Annotated in this window: 16 protein-coding genes; 2 read left to right on the forward strand and 14 right to left on the reverse strand. The window is 65.5% G+C overall.

What is annotated here, in order from left to right; translation table 11 throughout:
• Positions 1-5 precede the first annotated feature (5 nt).
• The 9 genes from WKW79_RS22645 to WKW79_RS22685 form a co-directional block, all read right to left on the reverse strand.
• Positions 6-770 carry a glucose 1-dehydrogenase gene (locus WKW79_RS22645; RefSeq protein WP_340337456.1) on the reverse strand — a complete coding sequence of 255 codons (765 nt, stop codon included), beginning with the start codon at positions 768-770 and terminating at the stop codon, positions 6-8.
• Positions 767-1,837 (reverse strand): phosphotransferase family protein, encoded by a 1,071-nt coding sequence (locus WKW79_RS22650; protein WP_340337457.1) that lies wholly within the window; start codon positions 1,835-1,837, stop codon positions 767-769. The genes WKW79_RS22645 and WKW79_RS22650 overlap by 4 nt, the downstream gene beginning before the upstream one ends.
• A gap of 6 nt (positions 1,838-1,843) precedes the next feature.
• Positions 1,844-3,052 (reverse strand): acyl-CoA dehydrogenase family protein, encoded by a 1,209-nt coding sequence (locus WKW79_RS22655; RefSeq protein WP_340337458.1) that lies wholly within the window; start codon positions 3,050-3,052, stop codon positions 1,844-1,846.
• Between the two features lie 64 nt (positions 3,053-3,116).
• Positions 3,117-3,734 carry a methyltransferase domain-containing protein gene (locus tag WKW79_RS22660; protein ID WP_340337459.1) on the reverse strand — a complete coding sequence of 206 codons (618 nt, stop codon included), beginning with the start codon at positions 3,732-3,734 and terminating at the stop codon, positions 3,117-3,119.
• Between the two features lie 9 nt (positions 3,735-3,743).
• Positions 3,744-5,327 carry an acyl-CoA synthetase gene (locus WKW79_RS22665; protein WP_340337460.1) on the reverse strand — a complete coding sequence of 528 codons (1,584 nt, stop codon included), beginning with the start codon at positions 5,325-5,327 and terminating at the stop codon, positions 3,744-3,746.
• Positions 5,312-6,106: an enoyl-CoA hydratase/isomerase family protein gene (locus WKW79_RS22670; protein ID WP_340337461.1), complete on the reverse strand. Its 795-nt coding sequence runs from the start codon at positions 6,104-6,106 to the stop codon at positions 5,312-5,314. The genes WKW79_RS22665 and WKW79_RS22670 overlap by 16 nt, the downstream gene beginning before the upstream one ends.
• 96 nt (positions 6,107-6,202) lie before the next feature.
• Positions 6,203-8,203: an acetyl-CoA carboxylase biotin carboxylase subunit gene (locus WKW79_RS22675; RefSeq protein WP_340337462.1), complete on the reverse strand. Its 2,001-nt coding sequence runs from the start codon at positions 8,201-8,203 to the stop codon at positions 6,203-6,205.
• A gap of 27 nt (positions 8,204-8,230) precedes the next feature.
• The gene (locus WKW79_RS22680; RefSeq protein ID WP_340337463.1) at positions 8,231-9,850 is read right to left on the reverse strand and encodes an acyl-CoA carboxylase subunit beta; all 1,620 of its coding nucleotides are present in this window, start codon (positions 9,848-9,850) and stop codon (positions 8,231-8,233) included.
• Between the two features lie 126 nt (positions 9,851-9,976).
• Positions 9,977-10,633 carry an SCO family protein gene (locus WKW79_RS22685; RefSeq protein ID WP_340337464.1) on the reverse strand — a complete coding sequence of 219 codons (657 nt, stop codon included), beginning with the start codon at positions 10,631-10,633 and terminating at the stop codon, positions 9,977-9,979.
• A 298-nt stretch (positions 10,634-10,931) separates the two neighbouring features.
• Between WKW79_RS22685 and WKW79_RS22690 the strand changes: the two genes are divergently transcribed.
• Entirely contained in the window at positions 10,932-13,115 is a 2,184-nt protein-coding gene (locus WKW79_RS22690) for a hypothetical protein (protein WP_340337465.1), read from the forward strand.
• 56 nt (positions 13,116-13,171) lie between these two features.
• Here the strand turns inward: WKW79_RS22690 and WKW79_RS22695 are convergent, their stop codons facing one another.
• The 4 genes from WKW79_RS22695 to WKW79_RS22710 all read right to left on the reverse strand — a co-directional run bounded on the left by WKW79_RS22695 (position 13,172) and on the right by WKW79_RS22710 (position 16,510).
• On the reverse strand, positions 13,172-13,612 hold the full coding sequence (locus WKW79_RS22695; protein WP_340337466.1) for a hypothetical protein: 441 nt from the start codon (positions 13,610-13,612) through the stop codon (positions 13,172-13,174).
• A gap of 76 nt (positions 13,613-13,688) precedes the next feature.
• Positions 13,689-14,771 (reverse strand): cupin-like domain-containing protein, encoded by a 1,083-nt coding sequence (locus WKW79_RS22700; protein WP_340337467.1) that lies wholly within the window; start codon positions 14,769-14,771, stop codon positions 13,689-13,691.
• A gap of 77 nt (positions 14,772-14,848) precedes the next feature.
• A complete protein-coding gene (locus tag WKW79_RS22705; protein ID WP_213957864.1) occupies positions 14,849-15,169 on the reverse strand; it encodes a hypothetical protein in 321 nt (106 codons plus the stop codon).
• Between the two features lie 27 nt (positions 15,170-15,196).
• Positions 15,197-16,510, reverse strand: a complete 1,314-nt coding sequence (locus WKW79_RS22710; protein ID WP_340337468.1) for a hemolysin family protein — start codon at positions 16,508-16,510, stop codon at positions 15,197-15,199.
• Between the two features lie 23 nt (positions 16,511-16,533).
• On the opposite strand from WKW79_RS22710, the gene WKW79_RS22715 reads away from it, so the two are divergent.
• On the forward strand, positions 16,534-17,376 hold the full coding sequence (locus WKW79_RS22715) for a symmetrical bis(5'-nucleosyl)-tetraphosphatase (protein ID WP_340337469.1): 843 nt from the start codon (positions 16,534-16,536) through the stop codon (positions 17,374-17,376).
• Positions 17,377-17,412: 36 nt separating this feature from the next.
• On the opposite strand, the gene WKW79_RS22720 is transcribed toward WKW79_RS22715, so the two are convergent.
• A complete protein-coding gene (locus tag WKW79_RS22720) occupies positions 17,413-18,870 on the reverse strand; it encodes a DEAD/DEAH box helicase (protein WP_340337470.1) in 1,458 nt (485 codons plus the stop codon).
• Positions 18,871-18,874: the final 4 nt, after the last annotated feature.

Here is an 18,874-nt window from a genome sequence, read left to right on the forward strand (position 1 = left end):
AATCCTCAGATCATCGAAATGGACATGCCGCCGTCGACGGCCAGGCTCGCGCCCGACACGAAAGCGCCGGCCGGCGAACTCAGGTACAGCACCGCATAGCCGACCTCCTCGGGCTGGCCGACGCGGTGCAGCGGCGTCTTGTCGAGGATGCGCCCGGTCGCGGCGGCATCGAAGGCCTCGGCCAGCTTGGTCTCGATCACGCCCGGCAGCACGGTGTTGGCACGAATGCCGAACTCGCCATACTCCAGCGCAAAGGCGCGGCTCATGCCGATCAGCGCGGTCTTCAGCGTCGCATAAAGACCCAGCATCTTCTCCGGATGCCAGGCCGACAGCGACGAGATGTTGACGATGCTGCCGCCGCCACGCGGCTTCATGAGCTTGACCGCTTCGACCGAGAGGAACCAGTAGCCGCGCAAGTTGACGTCCACCGTCTTGGCGAACAGCCCCGCGTCGATGTCCTCGATGCGCCGCCACGGGCTCAGCACCGCGTTGTTGACGAGGATGTCGAGCCCGCCGTGCGTCGCTTGCAGGTACTCGGCCATTGCAGTGATGTCGTCCAGCTTGCCGATGTGGCAGGTGCGCGCCTCTGCGGACAGGCCTTCTTTGCGCAGCGATTCGGCCACGCGCTCGCAGTCGTCGAGCTTGCGGCTGCTGACGATGACATGTGCGCCGGCCTGCGCCAGCACGCGGGCCGTGGCGGCGCCGATGCCCTGCGAGGAGCCCGTGACGAGCGCGACCTTGCCGGCGAGACTGAAGGGATGAGGGTTCATGCGAGTGGTTCTGGCGATGCGAGGATGTCGAGGCCGGTTTGCGCGAAGACATCCATGGTGTTGCCGAAGTACAGGGCACTCTCCGCGACCGCCGTGCCTTGTGCCGCTCGGCGCCGCAGGCCCGCCGACATGGCCGCTTGGCGGAACATCGCAAAGGCCATGAAGAAACGCAGGTCGGTTGCCGGGTCCATGCACATCGCGTCGAAGTAACGACGCGCAAGCTGTGACTTGGTCGGCAAACCTTCGGCCACGCGATCGACTCCGCGCAGTCCGGGCAGCAGGTAGTCCGCCGGCAACTCTTGTACCGCCAAGAACTGCCCCAGGTCCGCCAACGGATGGCCCAGCGTCGACAGTTCCCAGTCCAGCACCGCGATCACACGCTCGCCGTGCGCATCGAACATGAGGTTGTCGATGCGCGAGTCGCCATGCAACAGCGTCACCGGATGCTCGCCGTGCGGCAGCATGGCTTCCAGGCGGGCGGTCAGCGCATCCATCGGGCTGCTGCCTTCGGGCATCGCCGTTCGGTACTGCTGCGACCAGCGATGCAATTGCCGCTCGAAATAGTTGCCAGGCCGCCCGAAGTCGCGCAGGCCGAGCGCGTCGAGGTCGGTGCGATGGATCGCCACGAGGCTGTCGATGGCCGCCGCATACACGGCGCCGCGCTTGTCACGCGGCACATCGGGCAGCCCGACCGAGCGATGCACGACACCCTCCAGGAAATCCATCAGGTAGAACTGCACGCCGACCACGTCGAGGTCGTTGCACAGCACGCGCAGGCGCGGCACCGGCACCGGGCTGCCGTGCAGCGCCGTGAGCACCCGTGCCTCGCGATCCAGCGCATGCGCGGACTTGAGCAGTTCTCCGGCCGGTTGCGTGCGCAGGATGTAGCGCCCGCTGTCGGCCTCGACTCGCCAGATCGGGTTGGAGTTGCCGCCCACGAAACGCTTCGCTCCGCGCAGTCCACGAAAGCCTTCCGCATGCGCCTCCAGCCAGGCGCCGAGACGCGCCAGGTCGAGCGGTGGCGCGCTGACCACCGGGCGGGCGACCACGTCAGCCGGAAAATTCATCGGGCCTCAGGATGAGAACCGCTTGAGCAGTTGCTTTCCAACTGCCGACAAGTGCACCTGGTCCGGCCCATCCCCGATGCGAATGAACCGGGCATAGACATAGGCCCGCGGCAGGAAGGTGTCCTGCGACACGCCCGCGCCGCCGTGCACCTGAATCGCCCGGTCGATCACGCGCGCCGCCATCGCCGGCACCACGATCTTGGCAGCGGCGATCAGGTCGCGCGCGGCCTTGTTGCCTTCGCGGTCCATCTTGTCGGCCGCGCGCAGCGTCAGCAACCGTGCCTGCTCGATCTCGCAGAACGAATGCGCCACGTCCTCGCGCAGCGACCCCTGCTCCGACAGTCGCTTGCCAAAAGCGACGCGCGAATTGGCCCGCTTGCACATCAACTCCAGCGCCCGCTGCGCACAGCCGATGAGCCGCATGCAGTGATGAATGCGCCCCGGCCCGAGCCGCCCCTGTGCGATCTCGAAGCCCCGCCCTTCCCCCAGCAACATGTTCGACGCCGGCACGCGCACGTTGTCGTACACGATCTCCGGATGCCCGACCGGCGCATCGTCATAACCGAAGGTGGTGAGGTCGCGCACGATGCGCACGCCGGGCGTGTCCTTGGGCACGAGGATCATGGACTGCTGCCGATGCAGTTCGGCGTGGTTCGGATCGCTCTTGCCCATCACGATGAGCAGCTTGCAGTCCTCGTTCAGCGCGCCGGAGGTCCACCACTTGCGGCCATTGATGACGTACTCGTCGCCGTCGCGGCGGATCTCGCACTGGATGTTGGTCGCGTCGCTCGAAGCCACGGCCGGTTCCGTCATCGAGAAGGCCGAGCGGATGGTGCCGTCCATCAGCGGCGCCAGCCACTGCGCCTTCTGCGCCTCGGTGCCGTAGTTGGCCAGCACCTCCATGTTGCCGGTGTCGGGTGCGGAGCAATTGAAGATCTCGGGCGCCCACAGCACGCGGCCCATGATCTCCTTGACCGGCGCGTATTCCAGGTTGCTGAGGCCGCTGCCGTGCTCACCGGAAAGAAACAGGTTCCACAACCCCTGCGACTTCGCAAGCGCCTTCAGGTCCTGAAGTACCTTGGGCGTGCGGTACGGATGGCCGGTCTCGCGACCTTCCTCGTGGTAGCGGTCCTCGACCGGGTAGACATGCGTGTCCATGAACTCGGCCACGAGTTGCTGCAGTTCGAGCGACTTCTGGGAATGGGTGAAATCCATCGAAAGATCCTATGCAAGCGATGGCCGATGGGCTTGCGTCCACGCGCTGAATTCAGACGCGTGGCTATGCAGCGGCGCGCGTCAGCACAACAGCCAGTTCGTAGGCCATGCTGGGATGCGCAACGCGCTCATACGGCGGCTTGGGCCAATGCCACAGCGGCGAGGGAAACAACGCCCGCATCGCATGGATGTCGCAGTGATACGGCGGCCCGGTCACCGCGCCATCGGCGGACGAAGGATCGGGCCGCTGCATGAACAGCGCGAACAGCGTGCCGCCCGGACGCACCCAGGTTGCGAGTTGCGCGGCATAGGCCGTCCAATGGTCCGGATGCAGCGCGCAGAGGCAGGTCTGCTCATAGACCGCATCGACCGGCTGCGGCGGATTCCAGGCCAGCACGTCGGCCTGGACCACCTCTGCCTCCAGCGAGCGGTCTGCGAGGCGATGGCGCGTGCGCGTGACCGCGCCTTCCACGTAGTCGATGCCCGTGACAGCCATCCCGGCCTCGGCCAGCGCCGCGACGTCCCAGCCACTGCCGCAGCCTGGCACCAGCACTCGCTGGCCCGGCGCGATCACGCCCTCGGCAATCCAGCGTTCCAATTGCGGCCCGGGCGCGCCGCGGTCCCATGGCGTCGTCGCGGTGTCGAAGCGCTCTTGCCAGAAGGCGGGGGTCGGGCCAGCCATGTCCCTGCCTCAAGCGTTTGTCGCCGCAGCGGGCACGTTGTGCTCGCGCAGCTTCGCCTTCAGCACCTTGCCGGTCGGATTGCGCGGCAGCGCCTCGACGATGCGCAGTTCCTTCGGCAGCTTGTAGCGCGCCAGCTTGGCGCCGGCAAAGGCATTCAGCGCCTCCAACGTCATCGTCTTGCCCGGCTTGGGCGCGACCACGGCAACGACCCGCTCGCCCCAGCGCTCGTCAGGTGCGCCGATCACCGCGACCTCGGCAATGTCCGGATGGTCGTAGAGCACGCTCTCGACCTCGGCCGGGTAGACGTTCTCGCCGCCGCTGATGACCATGTCCTTCAACCGGTCGCACAAGAAGAGGAACCCGTCGGCATCGCGGTAGCCGATGTCGCCGCTGCGGAACCAGCCATCGGACGTGAAGATCGAGGCGTTGACCTCGGGCCGGTTCCAATAGCCTGGCATCACGTTGCTGCCGCGCACGCAGATCTCGCCGGGTACGCCGGCTTCGTCGATCTCCTGGTCGTTCGCGTCGAGCAGCCTGATCTCCGTCATCATCGGCGGCGTGCCGCTGGAGCCCAGCTTGTCGGCCGTGCGGTCCGGATGCAGGAAGGTGATCATCGACGCCGTCTCGGTCATGCCATAGCCCTGCTGCACCGGGATCTTGCGCGCTTCATACAAGCGCAACAGCGGCTCGGGCATCGGCGCGCCGCCCACGGCGATCGACCGCAACGAAGACAGGTCGGCCGTCTCGAAGGACGGATGCTGGCTGATGAACAGCAGCATCGCCGGCACGCCGAAGGTGATGGTCACGCGGTATTCCACGATCGCGTCGAGCACCGCCTGTACCTCGAAGGCGCGCTGCAACACCACGTGGCCACCGGCCAGCAGCGTGCTCATGGTGCCGCACAGCAGGCCGCCGACATGGAACATCGGCGCGAAGTTCAGCGTGACGTCGGTGGAACCCAGGTCCCACAGGAAGATCTCGTTGAGGTTGTTGGCCCAGAAGTTGCCATTCGTGAGCATCGCGCCCTTGGGATGGCCGGTGGTGCCCGAGGTGTACATGATCAACGCAACGTCGTCCGCGCCCGTGGGCACGGCGGCGGGCATCGGCAGCGATGGGGCGCCGGCCATCAGTGCATCGGCCGCCTCCCAGCCTTCGGCGCCGCCCGCGCGGTGGATGTAGCGCGTGCTGTTCAAGCCGCCGCGCACCTCGTCGATGATGGCGATGTGCGACTCGCCCACCACCAGGGAGTGGATGCCCGCGTCATTGATGATGAAGGCCAGTTCGGGCCCCGTGAGCCGGAAGTTGAGCGGCACGAAGATGGCGCCGATGCGCGATGCCGCGAACATCACGACGAGGAACATCGGGTCGTTGAAACCCAGGTAGCCCACGCGGGCGCCGGGAGTCACGCCGCCGGCCGCGAGCACCGTCGACATGCGCTCCACGCGGTCGATCAGTTCGCCATAGCTCCAGGTCACGCCATCGCAGGTCAACGCAGGCTTGTGGGGTGCGCGCACCCCGCGGCGCTTGAGCCATTCGGCCAGGCCGACTGCGTGTGCACTGTTGCGGGTGGTGGGACTCAGCGTCCGGTCCATTGGGGCCTCCTCTTTTCGTTGAATGAGGCCAGTCCTTCCTTCGCGTCTTCGGTGGTCGCGAGCAGGGCGATCTGGCCCTCGGTGAATGCGATGCCCTCGTCGAAGGACATCGACGACAGCGCACGCATCGCATACTTGCCGCGCCGGATCGCGGTCGGCGACTTGCCGGCGATGCGATCGATGAGCCACTGCGTCTTCGCGTCGAGTTCCTCGGCCGGCACCACATGGTTGAGCAGGCCGGCTTCCTTCGCCTCGCTCGCATTGAAGGGCTCGCCGGTCAGGCACCACTCGCGCAGCACGCGGCGCGGCACGATGTCCTGCAGCAGGCTCAGCACCTGCATCGGGAACAGGCCGATCTTCACTTCGGGCAGGCCGAACAGCACGTTGTCCGCGGCGATGGCCATGTCCGTCATGCAGAGCAGTCCCATGCCGCCGGCCATGCACACGCCATTGATGCGCGCGATGCTCGGCAGCGTGCTGTTCTGCGCCTCGCGCAACAGGTCGGCATAGTCGATGGTGGGCTTCGAGAGGTCGAAGGCGAAGCCCGCGCCCGGCTGCAGGTCGCCGCCGGCGCAGAAGGCCTTGTCGCCCGCCGCCGTCAGCACGATCACGCGCACCTCCGGGTCGGCATGCGCGGCGCGCCAGCCGGCGCGGATGCCGGCGACCACGTCCTTGTTGATCGCATTGCGCTTGTCGGGCCGGTTGATGGTGATCCACATCGCGTGGCCGCGCTTCTCGTGGAGCACCGCCGGTGCTGCGTTGGTGCTTGTCTCGCTCATTTGCTCATCTGCCTCCTGGTTTGTCTTTCTTGCCGCGTGTCGCCGCGTCAGCTTCCCGACACGCCACCGCCGGCGCTTTCGGGGGTGGGCTTCACTTCAAGCCGGTGCGGCTTCCTTCACCGCCGGCTCGATCTCCACCACGATGCGGCTGGCCGCCACCTGGTCGCCAGTCTTCACATGCAGCGCCGTCACCTTGCCGGCCACCGGCGCCGCGTGGATGTGCTCCATCTTCATCGCCTCCAGCGTGACCATGGGTTGGCCCGCTTCGACCATGTCGCCGACCACCGCCATCACCGCCACCACGCGGCCGTTCATCGAGGCGCGCAGCTTGCCATCGCCACCTGCCTCGCCCTTCTTCGCCGAGGCGGCGCGGGTCTTGTCCTCGATGCGCACCGGCACGCCGCGGTAGTGCAGGTGCAGCATGCCGTCGGCGCGGTGGAAGGCCACGCTTTCCAGCAGGCCGTCGCAGACGAGACGCGCCGCATGCTCGGTGAGGTCGCGCAACTCGATCACAAAGGTCTGCTCGCCGATCGTCACGTCGAAGTGATGCTGGCCGGAAAGCACCAGCCCCGCCGTCACCAGCGCGCCATGGGCCTCGAAGCGCAGCGAGATCGGCAGGCTGTGCGTCATGCGCCGGCCCGGTGCGCGGGCTCGTCGATCGCCAGCGGTTTCATGGAGCACCACCGCGGCGATCGCGGCGGCGCGCGCCTGCAGCGCCGAATCGGTCGCCAGCAGCGCATCCTGGTTCTGCGCGATGAAGGCCGTGGTCGCGCCGCCCTCGGCAAATACGGCGTGCCCCAGGCAGCGATGCAGGAAGGCCTGGTTGGTCGTCACGCCCAGCGCGACCGCATCCTCCAGCCCCGACATCAGCTTGCGCCGCGCTGCCTCGCGGTTCTCGCCGAAGCTGATCATCTTCGCGATCATCGAGTCGTAGTAAGGCGGGATCTGCGCGCCCGAACGCATCGCATGCTCCACGCGCAGGTGCTGCGGCATGTGCCACAGCGCCATCGTCCCGCTCTGCGGCATGAAGCCCTTGTCGGCATCCTCGGCGCACAGCCGTACCTCTATCGCATGGCCCTTGAAGTGCACGTCCTCCTGCGTGATCGGAAGGGGCTCGCCGGCCGCCACGCGCAATTGCAGCGCGACCAGGTCCAGTCCGGTGATGGCCTCGGTCACCGGATGCTCGACCTGCAGGCGCGTGTTCATCTCCATGAAGTAGTAGTTGCCTTCGCTGTCGAGCAGGAACTCCAGCGTGCCCGCGCCTTCGTAGCGGATCGCCTTCACCGCCGCCACCGCGGTCGCGCCCATGCGTGCGCGCAGGTCGGCGTTCACGGCCGGCGATGGTGCTTCCTCGATGAGCTTCTGGTGCCGCCGCTGCACCGAGCAATCGCGCTCGCCCAGGTGGATCGCATTGCCGTGACGGTCGGCGAAGACCTGGATCTCGATGTGGCGCGGCTCGACGATCGCGCGCTCCAGGATCACTTCCGGATTGCCGAAGGCGCTCTGCGCTTCCGAGCGCGCGCTGCGCAGCATCTCGACGAACTCCTTCGCCGATGGCACCAGCCGCATCCCGCGCCCGCCACCGCCGGCGGTCGCCTTGATCATCACCGGGAAGCCGACGCGCTCCGCTTCCTGCGCGAGCCGCTCTTCATTCTGGTCCTCGCCCTGATAGCCGGGGATGCAAGGCACGCCAGCAGCCATCATCAGCGTCTTGGCGCCGGCCTTGTTCCCCATCGAGATGATGGCTTCGGCCGACGGCCCGATGAACACCAACCCCGCATCCTTGCAGGCCTGCGCGAAGTCCTCGTTCTCTGCCAGGAAGCCATAGCCCGGATGCACCGCATCCGCGCCGCTGAGCTTCGCCGCATCGACGATGGCCGGGATGCGCAGGTACGACTGGGCAGGAAGCGGCTCGCCGATGCACACGGCCTGGTCGGCCTCGCGCACATGGCGCGCGTCGGCATCGGCCGTGGAATACACCGCCACGGTGCGGTAGCCCAGCGCACGCGCGCTGCGGATGATGCGCAGCGCGATCTCGCCACGGTTGGCGATCAAGATCTTGCGGAACGGGGTCAGGGTGGAAGTCGTTGCGGTCATGGAGCTTGCGTCCGGTTGCGTCGTCGATCAGGGCCGTGCCACGGAGAACTGCATCTTCTGCGGCTCGCGCAGTTCCGCATCGCGGCAGATCGACAGCACCTTGCTCAGCACCTCGCGCGTGTCGCGCGGGTCGATCACACCGTCGTCGAGCAGGCGCGCGCTGGTGGTGAACACGCTCATCTGGCTGTCGAAGTGGTCGACGATGCGCTTCTCCATCGCTTCCAGCTTGGCATGGTCGACCTCGCCCTTCCGCTTCATCGCGGCCTCGGTCACGATGGACATGGTCTTGGCCGCCTGCTCGCCGCCCATCACCGCCGTCTTCGCGTTCGGCCAGGAGAAGCAGAAGCGCGGATGAAAGCCGCGCCCGCACATGCCGTAGTTGCCCGCGCCGAAGGACGCGCCGCAATAGATCGTGATCTGCGGCACTGTCGCGTTGGTCACGGCCTGGATCATCTTGGAGCCGTGCTTGATCATGCCGGCCTCCTCGTAGTCCTTGCCCACCATGAAGCCCGTCGTGTTGTTGAGGTAGAGCAGCGGCGTCTTCGACTGGCAGCAGGCCTGGATGAAGTGCGTCGCCTTGGTCGCGCCGGCCACGTCGATCGGGCCGTTGTTGGTGACAACACCGAGCGGCATGCCCTCGATCTTGATGTGGCCCACCACCGTGGCGCTGCCGTAGTTCTCGCCGAACTCCAGGAACTCGGAATCGTCGGCGATGCGCGCAATCACCTGCTTCATGTCGACCGGGCGCTTGTGGTCCATCGGCATGATGCCGAGCAGTTCCTCCGCGTCGTAGCGCGGCGGCTTGAAGTTGCGCACGGGCGCGGCCGGCATGTCGCGGTTCCAGTCGATGTTGGCCAGGATCTCGCGTGCGATGCGGATCGCGTCGCGGTCGTCCTCGGCCAGGTAGTCGCCGAGGCCCGAGATCGAGGTGTGCATCACCGCACCGCCCAGTTCCTCCTCGGTCGCGATCTCGCCCGTGGCCGCCTTCAGCAAGGGCGGCCCGGCCAGGAAGGCCCGCGACCGGTCGCGCACCATCACGATGTAGTCCGACAGGCCCGTCTGGTACGCGCCACCCGCCGTCGACGATCCATGCGTCACCGTCAACACCGGCAGACCCGCCGCCGAGATGCGCGCCAGGTTGCGGAACAGCCCGCCGCCGATGATGAACTCCTCGACCTTGTAGGTCATGAGGTTGGCGCCCGCGCTCTCGACCAGTTGCACCAACGGCAGCTTGTTCTCCAACGCCAGCTCATGGATGCGCATCTGCTTGGGAATGCCCATCGGCTGCAGCGCGCCGGCATCGATGCCCGAATCCGACGCGTTGACCATCACGCGAATGCCCGACACCCAGCCGATGCCCGCGATCACGCCGCCGCCCGGCACGCTCTTCTCCAAGTCGGGGTTGTCCAGCCCCAAGCCCGCAAGCGAGGAGATCTCCAGGAAGGGCGTGCCCGGATCGAGCAGCAGCGACAAGCGTTCGCGCGGCAACAGCTGCCCGCGCTTCTCGAAGCGCTCGCGCGACTTGCCCGAGGTGGCGATGCTGCGCCGCTCGAAGGTGCGCACGCGCTCGATCAATGCCAGCATGCCGCTGCGATTCGCCTCGAAGGCCTCGCTGCCGGGGGAAACGGTCGACTCGATGATTGCCATGTGTGTGCTGATGCCTTGCCGTCGAGCGGCACGATAGGGATGGCGCAGCTTAGGCTTGTCGGGTGGGGGCGGTCTTGTGCGAAGTGGCTGCTTCGCACGGGGCGGCGGAAGGGGCTGGAGGCGCAGCTAGACGCGAGCGAGATCCATGGCGCGCATCACCTGCTCGATGGACGGATCGAGCGATGTGACGACCCGCAGGAGGCCACCGCGGTCCACGACGAACACGCGATTCAGGTGCTCCGCCGCGTTGATCGCGCGGGAGTCGACGCTGAACTCGGCCAGGAGCCGATCCGTCTCCTGCACCGACGGAACACCCGCGCTCCACAATCCGCCCTGCGCGCCGAAGCGGCCCAGCCACCCCGCCAGCACCTTGGGGTCATCGCCCAAGGCATCGATGCTGATCGAGAGCAGGCGGCGGTCGCGGCGCTGACCTGCCAGCTTCTCCTGCAAGGCCGCGAAGAGCGCGCCCTGCGTGAGACAGGTCGTGCCGCAGCCGGTGAACATGAGTTGCACGGCAGTCACCTGGCCGTCGACCAGGGTACGCAACTCGGAGGTGCCTCCGCCGGCCATGCGCAACCGCAGCCGGGAAACGGGGCGCGCGGGTTGCAGCAGTGTCTGCGACGACGGCGCGTTGGACGGCGTCGGATGCGTGGCATGCGCCAGAGCCAGCGTCGGAGAGGCCGCGGCCACGGCCATGCCGGACATCGCTGCCAGGAAGCAGCGCCGCCCTGTACCGCTCGAGTTGCCTGACCGAATCATCGCGCCGCGCTCCTTCTGGTTCATGGAATATCCGCGAAGGTAAGCCTGCGGCGGGAGCATGCGGTAGCCGGATTTGGCAAGCGCGGCCACGCATTCCTGAGCACTCGGCGGGGCGGAACAACGGTGCCCGTGCCCACGGCCAGCCCTCAAATCGCCAGAGCGCAATTCATCTTGTACGGAATTTTGTGAATTCAGTGGTCGCGAATATATGGGATGCCTTTATTTTGACGCCAGGGTATCAATAACGACGCCATCAAATATTTTCTCCGCACCCTCGCGCCCGTGGTAGGCTGATTCGATTACCCGTCGAAAAGGATTGTCCATGGCCGCGGATCCCGATCTCGAATTCATCAAGGAACAAATTGCACTGATTGGCCTGCACGCCCAGGCCGACATGGACCAGGACCAGGCAAGAGCGTTTGCCATTGCGACATGGGAAATGCAGGACAAATACGAAAAAGCGCAGGCCATCTTAAAAGACAAGAACGCGACCGCGGCCGATCAGAAATACGCCAAGGACGTCACGGATTCCATCAACAAGAACCTTCCCAATCTGGTCAAGGGTGTTCTCTCAGCGGCTTCCGCTTTCAAATCCGGCGACTACATCAATGGCAGTGCCGCGATCATGGACATCTGCGCCTCGGGCGTGCAGATGCTTGCCAGCCTGTCTGCCGGCGCCGGCCCCTATGGCGCGGTATTTGGTGCGATCTTCACCATCATCGGCCAGCTCCTGACGTATTTCGGTCCCAAGCAGCCCTCCCTCAAAGACCAGATCATCGATGCAATCAAAGGCTTGAATGCGGAAGAAAAACTCCGCAACACCAAGGCAGACGGCGATGCGGTGCAGGAATACACGACCACCATCTACAGGATCCGGTCCCTCCTGCCCAAGCATCTCCAGAACCCCATCACGACGAGCGAGGAATTGTGGAATTTCCGCACGCTTCTCGAGGCCGACATTCTTGCCATCAAATTGGCTTTCCAGAAGGTGTCCAGCTTGTACCGAAAATGGGAGACCGCGGAATGGCTCAGGGACGAGAAGACCCAGGATCTCGAGAAATGGCCTGAAATTCTCGGCGTATTCTGCCGGACCTACTCCGACTCGCTTCTTGCCAACCTGGCGCTGGCCTCCATGGCAAATCAGACTCTGGTGGACCAGCGGCTGAAAGAAGTCTCCAGCACCAATCCGAACTATGCCCAGTTCCAGCATGACTTCGACGAGGTCAACAACCTGCTGATCAAGCTGCGAGCCATCGTTCTCGCGCTTCCGGAAACCTGGAACGACGGCAACAATCTGATGCGCCAATTTGTGAAGGATGTCGAGCCGGTCGCTCGTAGCCGGGGGCTGTATCTCCACCTCGGCACCGACAAATATCTCTACGCAGCCACCGGCAAAAAATCCATTGAATCCAGCGCGTGGAAAAATCTGCCAATCGGATATGGTGCGCGCGGTCACAGGTTCTCCGTCACCGTCCCCAAGTCGGATGCGGGCTCGCTCAAGCCCGTCTATCACGTTTTTTTCGCAGAGCACTGGCTGGCGTCGGACAGCGGCGATCTCGAGCACGGGCGAATTGAACCGGCCACGGTTGCAATTTCTGGCCAGCAAATGATCTCCCCCGACAAGTTCCATGACATCTGGGCGCTGCCGTCCCCCGAGGATCCCAGGAAATCCTTTGTTTATGCCGCACACAATGCGGGCGAGCACGGTTCTGTCAAACTATTCGAGCTAGATACGGAAAACAATTTCAAGACCATCAACTGGAATCCGTCGGCAAATTCCAGGATCGTCAACATTCGCGCCATCACCCACCCGCCCATGCCGCTGCCCGATGATCCCGACAAGGGCGCATTGCCGCCCGGCTCTCTGCTCGTGCGTGGTACCGATCATTACAATTCCATCGTCTACGGAGCACTTGCCTCTACCGGCAGTATCTACGTCGACCAATCGAATACGCGCTGCGCCGTTCCGTCGCCCTGGGATAGCTACAGCGGAATCGATGCCGACCCCTACTATCTGTGGGTTTTCAGGCCACAGGGTTTTGCGTGCGCCACGCATGCCTCTGTCATCAATTGCATACAGGGCAAGATCAAATCTCCCCGATGGATGGAATGTTCCGCCAACGACCTCATAGGCGATCAAAGTCGGCATGACGGAAACAAGTGGCTGGTCGATTTTCAAGGCATGTTGGAGACAAAAACCTATCCTCCATTGAAAGGATTGATTTCGCTTTCTCCGTGCAGGGATGGGACGCTTTTTGCCAGCGCATTCCAGCGGACAGTGAAGAAAGTCCAGTCTGGCGACCACTGGCTGTTCATTGCGAACGACTCTCTCGCCAGTTATACGGCGCCCTACACGCTGAAACCAGGAAGCCTCCAGGCCGGCCCCTGGACCAAGTGCTCCGGCGCAGCGCTGCAGGTCCAGAAGATGCCCATTCCATGCTGGTCCTTGTTCGAAGGCTTGAAAGCGGACATCCAAACCAAGGGCATCCTGCGGCAAGCAAGCTGAGAATTCCGTGCTTGGCGATCCCGGGAAGACCGGGATGAAGCGGCTTGCAGCGGCGACTACTTCGCAGCCACGGTGCAGCGGTCTTCCAGGATGACCACCTTTTCCTCCGCGCTGGTCGCCTTGAGCACGGCGGCACAAATGGCAGCGGTCCGCGAGCGCACCACAAACGCAGAGGTCGGCAAGACCTGATCGGCCCCCACGGACTTCGTGTTGCGGGCGCTGAACATGTAGGGAAGCGACTCCCGCGACGGCTCGACCGCGCATCTCACCCGGCCAGACAGGGTGGGTTCGCTTCGCATCGCTTCATAGGCCGAATTCGGGCAATTCTGGAAGCCCTTCTTCGGCGCGTCGGACTCGGAGATCACGGAGCCGGCCTTGTCCAGCACCTGGAAGTACTGGCCGTTCCCCACGCCTTGCCCATCCATCGCGGCGCAGCCGGCCAGCACACATGGCGCGGCGACGATCCATCCGCGCGCAAGAACACCCAAACTGTTCATAGGCTCCTCCCTGATTCATTGGAAGGGCCAGTATCGGAGCGTCCGGCACCGCGCTCAAGCCCCCGAAGGGACCGATCTACACCTGCCGCACCACCGGATCGAAATAGTCGAACACGTTGTTGTTCGGCAGCCCGATGTTCGAGTACGAGAAGGACAGGCTCACGTCCAGCGCCCTCACCTGGTGCCACCAGCCCAGCGGCAGGTAGATCGTCTCGCCGGGCTCGATCACCACTTCGAGGATCTTCACGCCGCGCAGCAGCGGATAGCGGTCATAGTCCGGCGCATCCAGGTCGATCGGGCTGAACACGGCGTTGGTGTTGTAGAGCCGCGGCGTCTGCAGCGGAGAGATCAGGCGCCAGCGCTTGCGGCCGACCACCTGGGTATGGAACAGCATCAGCTTGTCGTGGTGCAGGCTGGTCACCGTGCCCGCCGGGCCGAACCAGAAGGACGAACGCGCCGACAACTGCGACCGGTCGCAGCCCGGCGGCAGCGTGCCGATGTCGTCCAGCAAGGGCGCGAAGCCGGGCTGCCGCAAGGCCTCGTTGTTGGCCGTCAGGTAGTAGTCGTTGCTCGCGCCGCCACTCACCACCTGGTCGACGAAATCGGCCACCCGCACATGACGCCGATGCGAGAGCTTGTCTTGCTCGTAGCGCGGGTTCGCATGCCGCTCCGCCTGGATCTCGATGTCGAGATGGCCGAAGCGCTGCTTCAGGTCCTGCGGCGACCAGCGCCGCATCGCGGGCCAGTCGGCGGTGTGCCCGGTCAGCACCAGCGGCCGGCAACCCTCGACATAGCGGGACGCGAACTCCGCCACCGAAACATCCGCGCGCTTCTCGATGGTCTGGTAATCGGGGTTGAGTTCCCAGAGTTGTTGCAGGTTGGCCATGCTCGATTCGAGCTTGCGCAGCAACTGCACCTGCTGCTCGCCAGCCACGCAGATCGGGTTGCTGACCATCCCTTCGATGATCACCGAGGCCACGACATCGTCGATGCCCGCGTTCACCATCACCTCCAGCATCGAGACCGGCGTGCATCCGCGCATCACCTGCTCGGCCACCCAGCGCACCCATTCGCGGGTGATGGGGGTCGAGGCCGCGGGCGGCAGCACAGGCGCGGGACGCGGCGGGGCAGGCGGCTTCGAGAGGATCGTGCTGGGCATGGTGCGTACTCACGTCACGGCGGAAGGCGAGGATACCAAGGGCACCCCGCTGCCGCCACCCTGCACCAAGGTGCCGGCTACTCGCTCGGCGGCAAGACGATGCGACGCTTCTTCTTCACCGTCACCACCACCGCTGGCGACGGCGCGCGGGGGATGTTGACGATCGGCTCGCCCGGCTTGGTGCCGGTGGCGGCGCGCAGCGCGAACTCGACGCGGCTGCGGTTCAGCGTCTCGACGATGTCGCCGTTGACCTGCGCATAGTCACCGTCGGGCATCTTCGCCAGCGCACCGATCTGCATGCCGCGCTGCACGGTGCCGATCAGTTGAAAGCCCTCACGCTGGTAGGTGAAAAGCTGCCATCGCGGGCCGACGGTGATACGGAGAGGTTCCTGGCTCATGGAGAAATCAATTCGGGTCGGCGGTATTCAGCCATCTTCCGGGTTGTAGGTCGCGTCGGGGCTCGCCAGCACTTTGTCGATTCGCCGGCCATCGAGGGCCGCCACCTCGAAGGTCCACCCCGCACAATCGATGCGCTCGCCCACCGCCGGCAACTGGCCCGACACCGACATCAGCAACCCGGCCACCGTGTTGTAGCGGCCGCGCTCCTCGTCAGGCAATTCCTTGATGGCAAGTCGAGCCCTCAATTCTGACACGGGCATCAATCCATCGAGTTCCCAGGTGCCATCTTCGCGCTCCGTCGCCCACGCATCGGTCTGCATCCCAGGCTGCAATTCGCCGGTGATCGCCTCCAGCAGGTCGCGTGGCGTCATCAAGCCCTGCACCTCGCCATACTCGTCCACCACGAACACCAGCCGGCCCGCCCGCTCCCGGAACTGCTCCAGCAATTCCATGCCCGTCAATGTCTCCGGCACGAAGGACGCCGGTTGCGCCGCCGATTCGATCACGCCCTCATGTTGCGGCCCCAGATGCAACAAGCGCGCCACGCTGATCACGCCAACCACGTCGTCGAGCGAATTGCGGCAGACCGGGTACCAGGAATGCACGATGTTCAGCGCGCCGGCCTCGGCCACCTTGCGCAAGGCTTGCGCTACCGAATCGCTGGCCTCTAGCCATTCGATGTCGGCGCGCGGAATCATCAGCGAGGACAGGCGCCGGTCGTCCAGGTGAAACACGTTGCGCACCATCTGGTGCTCATGCTGCTCGATCACGCCCGCATCCACGCCCTCTTCCAGGCTCGCCGAGATTTCCTCTTCGGTGACCACGCGCGCCGCATTGGCATCGATACGCAGCAGGCGCAGGATCATCGCGGTCGCGCCCGACAGCAGCAGCACGAAAGGCTTGGCGCCCGTCGCGATCGCGCGCATCGGCCGCGAGACCCAACGCGCCACCGGCTCCGGATACAACTGCCCGATGCGCTTGGGCACCAGTTCGCCCACCAGGATGGTGACGAAGGTGATGATCGTCACCACGATGCCCGTCGACACCACGCTGGCCGCGCCCTTGCCCATGCCCAGCGTCTCGAACCAGTCCGCCAGGGGCGCCGCAAACGCCGCCTCGCCCACGATGCCGCTCAGCATGCCGATCGACGTGATGCCGATCTGCACGGTGGAGAGGAATTGCGTCGGATCCTCCATCAGGCGCAGCGCCGCCACGGCACCGGCATCGCCCGTTTCGGCCATGGCCGCGAGCCTCGCACGACGACTGGTCGAGAGGGCCATTTCGGACATGGAGAACAACGCGTTGAGCGTCGTCAGCATGGCCAGGAGAAAAACATCCATGGACGCGGGAGAGAATGGGAAGCATGGCACTTTACTTGATAGGCGACGTGCAGGGCTGCGACGAGCCGCTGGGTCGACTTCTGGACAAGATCGATTTCTCGCCCAGCCGAGACCGCATCGTGCTGCTGGGCGACCTGGTCAACCGCGGCCCCGGGTCGGCGACCGTGCTGCGGCGCGTTCAGGGCTATGGCGCATCGGCCCACAGCCTACTGGGCAACCACGACCTGCACTTGCTGGCGGTCGCATCCGGCGCGCACAAGGCGGGCCGGCGCGACACGCTGGCCGGCGTGCTCGAAGCGCCCGATCGCGATGCGCTGCTCGCCTGGCTGCGCCATCAGCACCTCGCGCTCCATGAAGAGATCGGCGGGTCGGACCTGCTGATGGTCCATGCCGGCGTGCTGCCACAGTGGAGCGTGGGCGATGTGCTGGCCTGCGCAGCGGAAGTCGAATCCGTGCTGCAAGGCCCGGCCTTCGGCGAGTTCCTGCATGCCATGTACGGCAATGAGCCAGCGCAATGGCGCGACACATTGAAGGGCGACAAGCGCCTGCGCGTCATCGTCAACGCGCTGACGCGCCTGCGTTTCTGCAATGCCGACGGCGTGATGGAGTTCGAGGCCAAGGACGATGCCGCCTCGGCCCCGCCCGGATTCATGCCCTGGTTCGATGTGCCCGGCCGGCGCACGGCCACGGCCACGGTGGCGTTCGGCCATTGGTCCACGCTGGGCTGGCTGTCGCGGCCCGACCTGCTCTCGACCGACACCGGCTGCGTCTGGGGCGGCTGCCTGAGCGCGGCGCGCATCGGCGCCACGCTGGCCGAGCGCGAGCACATCGAGGTGCGCTGCGCCCAAAGTCAAAAGCCAGGCTGAACCTGGCTTTCTGTCCTCGCTTGCCGAGCTTGCGCGTCAGTTGCTCGGCACGGGCGTCTTGAACAGGGCGGCGACCTTGCGCTTGCTCTTGATGTTGGCCGAGATTCCGCGCACCGCAGGCGCGCTCTTCGCAGCCGCTTCCCATGCCGGCGCGGCTTCGCGCTGCCCCGCCTCGTAGGGTTGATCGAAGAACGGATCGCGCGGTGCGGCAGGCGCGCGGTGCGGACGCCCTCCGCTACGCAATCCGCCACGCTCGCGCGGCGCGTCCAGCACATCGCGTGCATCGCCGGCCTCGCCCTCTTCGCGCCAATGGCGGCGGCCGTCGTTGATGCGGCCGCGCGGACGGTCCTCGTCGAACTCCAGTGCTTCCAGCTCGATCTTGTTCTTGATGAGCTTTTCGATGTCGGCCACCAGGCGACCGTCGTTGCCGCCGCTGGCAAAGCTCACGGCCAGGCCAGAAGCCCCGGCGCGGCCGGTACGGCCGATGCGGTGGACGTAGTCCTCGGCGTTGAACGGGATGTCGAAATTGAACACCGCCGGCACGTCCTTGATGTCCAGGCCGCGCGCCGCGACGTCGGTGCACACCAGCAGATCGACCTCGCCCTTCTTGAACGCGTCCAGCGCCTTCAGGCGCTCGTCCTGGCTCTTGTCGCCATGCAACGCGGTGGTCTTGAGGCCCTCGCGCTCCAGCGAACGCGCGAGCCGGGCGCAACCAAGCTTGCTGTTGACGAACACGAACGCCTGCGTGATGCCGCGCTGCCGCACGATCTGCTTGAGCGCGCGGCGCTTGTCGTCGTCGCTCACGCTGTAGAAATGCTGTTCGACGGTAGAGGCCGTTTCGTTCGGCCGGGCCACCTCGATCGTGATCGGGTTCTGCAGGTAGCTGCTCGCCAGGCGCTTGATTTCCGGCGAGAAGGTCGCGGAGAACAGCAGCGTGGTGCGGCTCTTGGGCAGGTAGCTGAGGATGCGCTGCAGGTCTGGCAGGAAGCCGATGTCGAGCATGCGGTCCGCCTCGTCGAGCACCACGTACTCGACCTGGTTGAGCACCGCGTTCTTGGCCTCGATGTGGTCGAGCAGGCGGCCGGGCGTAGCGACCAGCACCTCGACGCCCTTCTTCAGCTCCAGCGTCTGCGGCTTCATGTCCATGCCGCCGAAGACGACCGCGCTGCGCAGGTTGGTGTACTTGGCGTACAACTCGACCTGCTGGGCGACCTGAACGGCGAGTTCGCGCGTGGGCAGCAACACCAGGGCGCGCACCGGGTGGCGCGCCGGCGAGGTGGAGGCGTTTTCGTGCTTGAGCATCCGCTGCAGCAAAGGCAGCGCGAAAGCTGCCGTCTTGCCGGTCCCGGTCTGGGCCGCGCCCATCACGTCCTGACCCGCGAGCACCACTGGAATGGCTTGCTCCTGGATCGGGGTCATGGTCTCGTAGCCCATTTCGGCCACGGCGCGCGCCAGCGGCTCAGCCAGCGAAAGATTTGAAAAAGAACTGGTCATGAAC

It is taken from the genome of Variovorax robiniae, from assembly GCF_037889955.1.
GTDB lineage: Bacteria > Pseudomonadota > Gammaproteobacteria > Burkholderiales > Burkholderiaceae_C > Variovorax > Variovorax robiniae.

Bases quoted from the DNA above. Each gene is read 5' to 3' on its own strand.
- WKW79_RS22645 (WP_340337456.1), bottom strand. From the start codon at position 770: ATGAACCCTCATCCCTTCAGTCTCGCCGGCAAGGTCGCGCTCGTCACG.
- WKW79_RS22650 (WP_340337457.1), bottom strand. From the start codon at position 1,837: ATGAATTTTCCGGCTGACGTGGTCGCCCGCCCGGTGGTCAGCGCGCCA.
- WKW79_RS22655 (WP_340337458.1), bottom strand. From the start codon at position 3,052: ATGGATTTCACCCATTCCCAGAAGTCGCTCGAACTGCAGCAACTCGTG.
- WKW79_RS22660 (WP_340337459.1), bottom strand. From the start codon at position 3,734: ATGGCTGGCCCGACCCCCGCCTTCTGGCAAGAGCGCTTCGACACCGCG.
- WKW79_RS22665 (WP_340337460.1), bottom strand. From the start codon at position 5,327: ATGGACCGGACGCTGAGTCCCACCACCCGCAACAGTGCACACGCAGTC.
- WKW79_RS22670 (WP_340337461.1), bottom strand. From the start codon at position 6,106: ATGAGCGAGACAAGCACCAACGCAGCACCGGCGGTGCTCCACGAGAAG.
- WKW79_RS22675 (WP_340337462.1), bottom strand. From the start codon at position 8,203: ATGACCGCAACGACTTCCACCCTGACCCCGTTCCGCAAGATCTTGATC.
- WKW79_RS22680 (WP_340337463.1), bottom strand. From the start codon at position 9,850: ATGGCAATCATCGAGTCGACCGTTTCCCCCGGCAGCGAGGCCTTCGAG.
- WKW79_RS22685 (WP_340337464.1), bottom strand. From the start codon at position 10,633: ATGAACCAGAAGGAGCGCGGCGCGATGATTCGGTCAGGCAACTCGAGC.
- WKW79_RS22690 (WP_340337465.1), top strand. From the start codon at position 10,932: ATGGCCGCGGATCCCGATCTCGAATTCATCAAGGAACAAATTGCACTG.
- WKW79_RS22695 (WP_340337466.1), bottom strand. From the start codon at position 13,612: ATGAACAGTTTGGGTGTTCTTGCGCGCGGATGGATCGTCGCCGCGCCA.
- WKW79_RS22700 (WP_340337467.1), bottom strand. From the start codon at position 14,771: ATGCCCAGCACGATCCTCTCGAAGCCGCCTGCCCCGCCGCGTCCCGCG.
- WKW79_RS22705 (WP_213957864.1), bottom strand. From the start codon at position 15,169: ATGAGCCAGGAACCTCTCCGTATCACCGTCGGCCCGCGATGGCAGCTT.
- WKW79_RS22710 (WP_340337468.1), bottom strand. From the start codon at position 16,510: ATGGATGTTTTTCTCCTGGCCATGCTGACGACGCTCAACGCGTTGTTC.
- WKW79_RS22715 (WP_340337469.1), top strand. From the start codon at position 16,534: ATGGCACTTTACTTGATAGGCGACGTGCAGGGCTGCGACGAGCCGCTG.
- WKW79_RS22720 (WP_340337470.1), bottom strand. From the start codon at position 18,870: ATGACCAGTTCTTTTTCAAATCTTTCGCTGGCTGAGCCGCTGGCGCGC.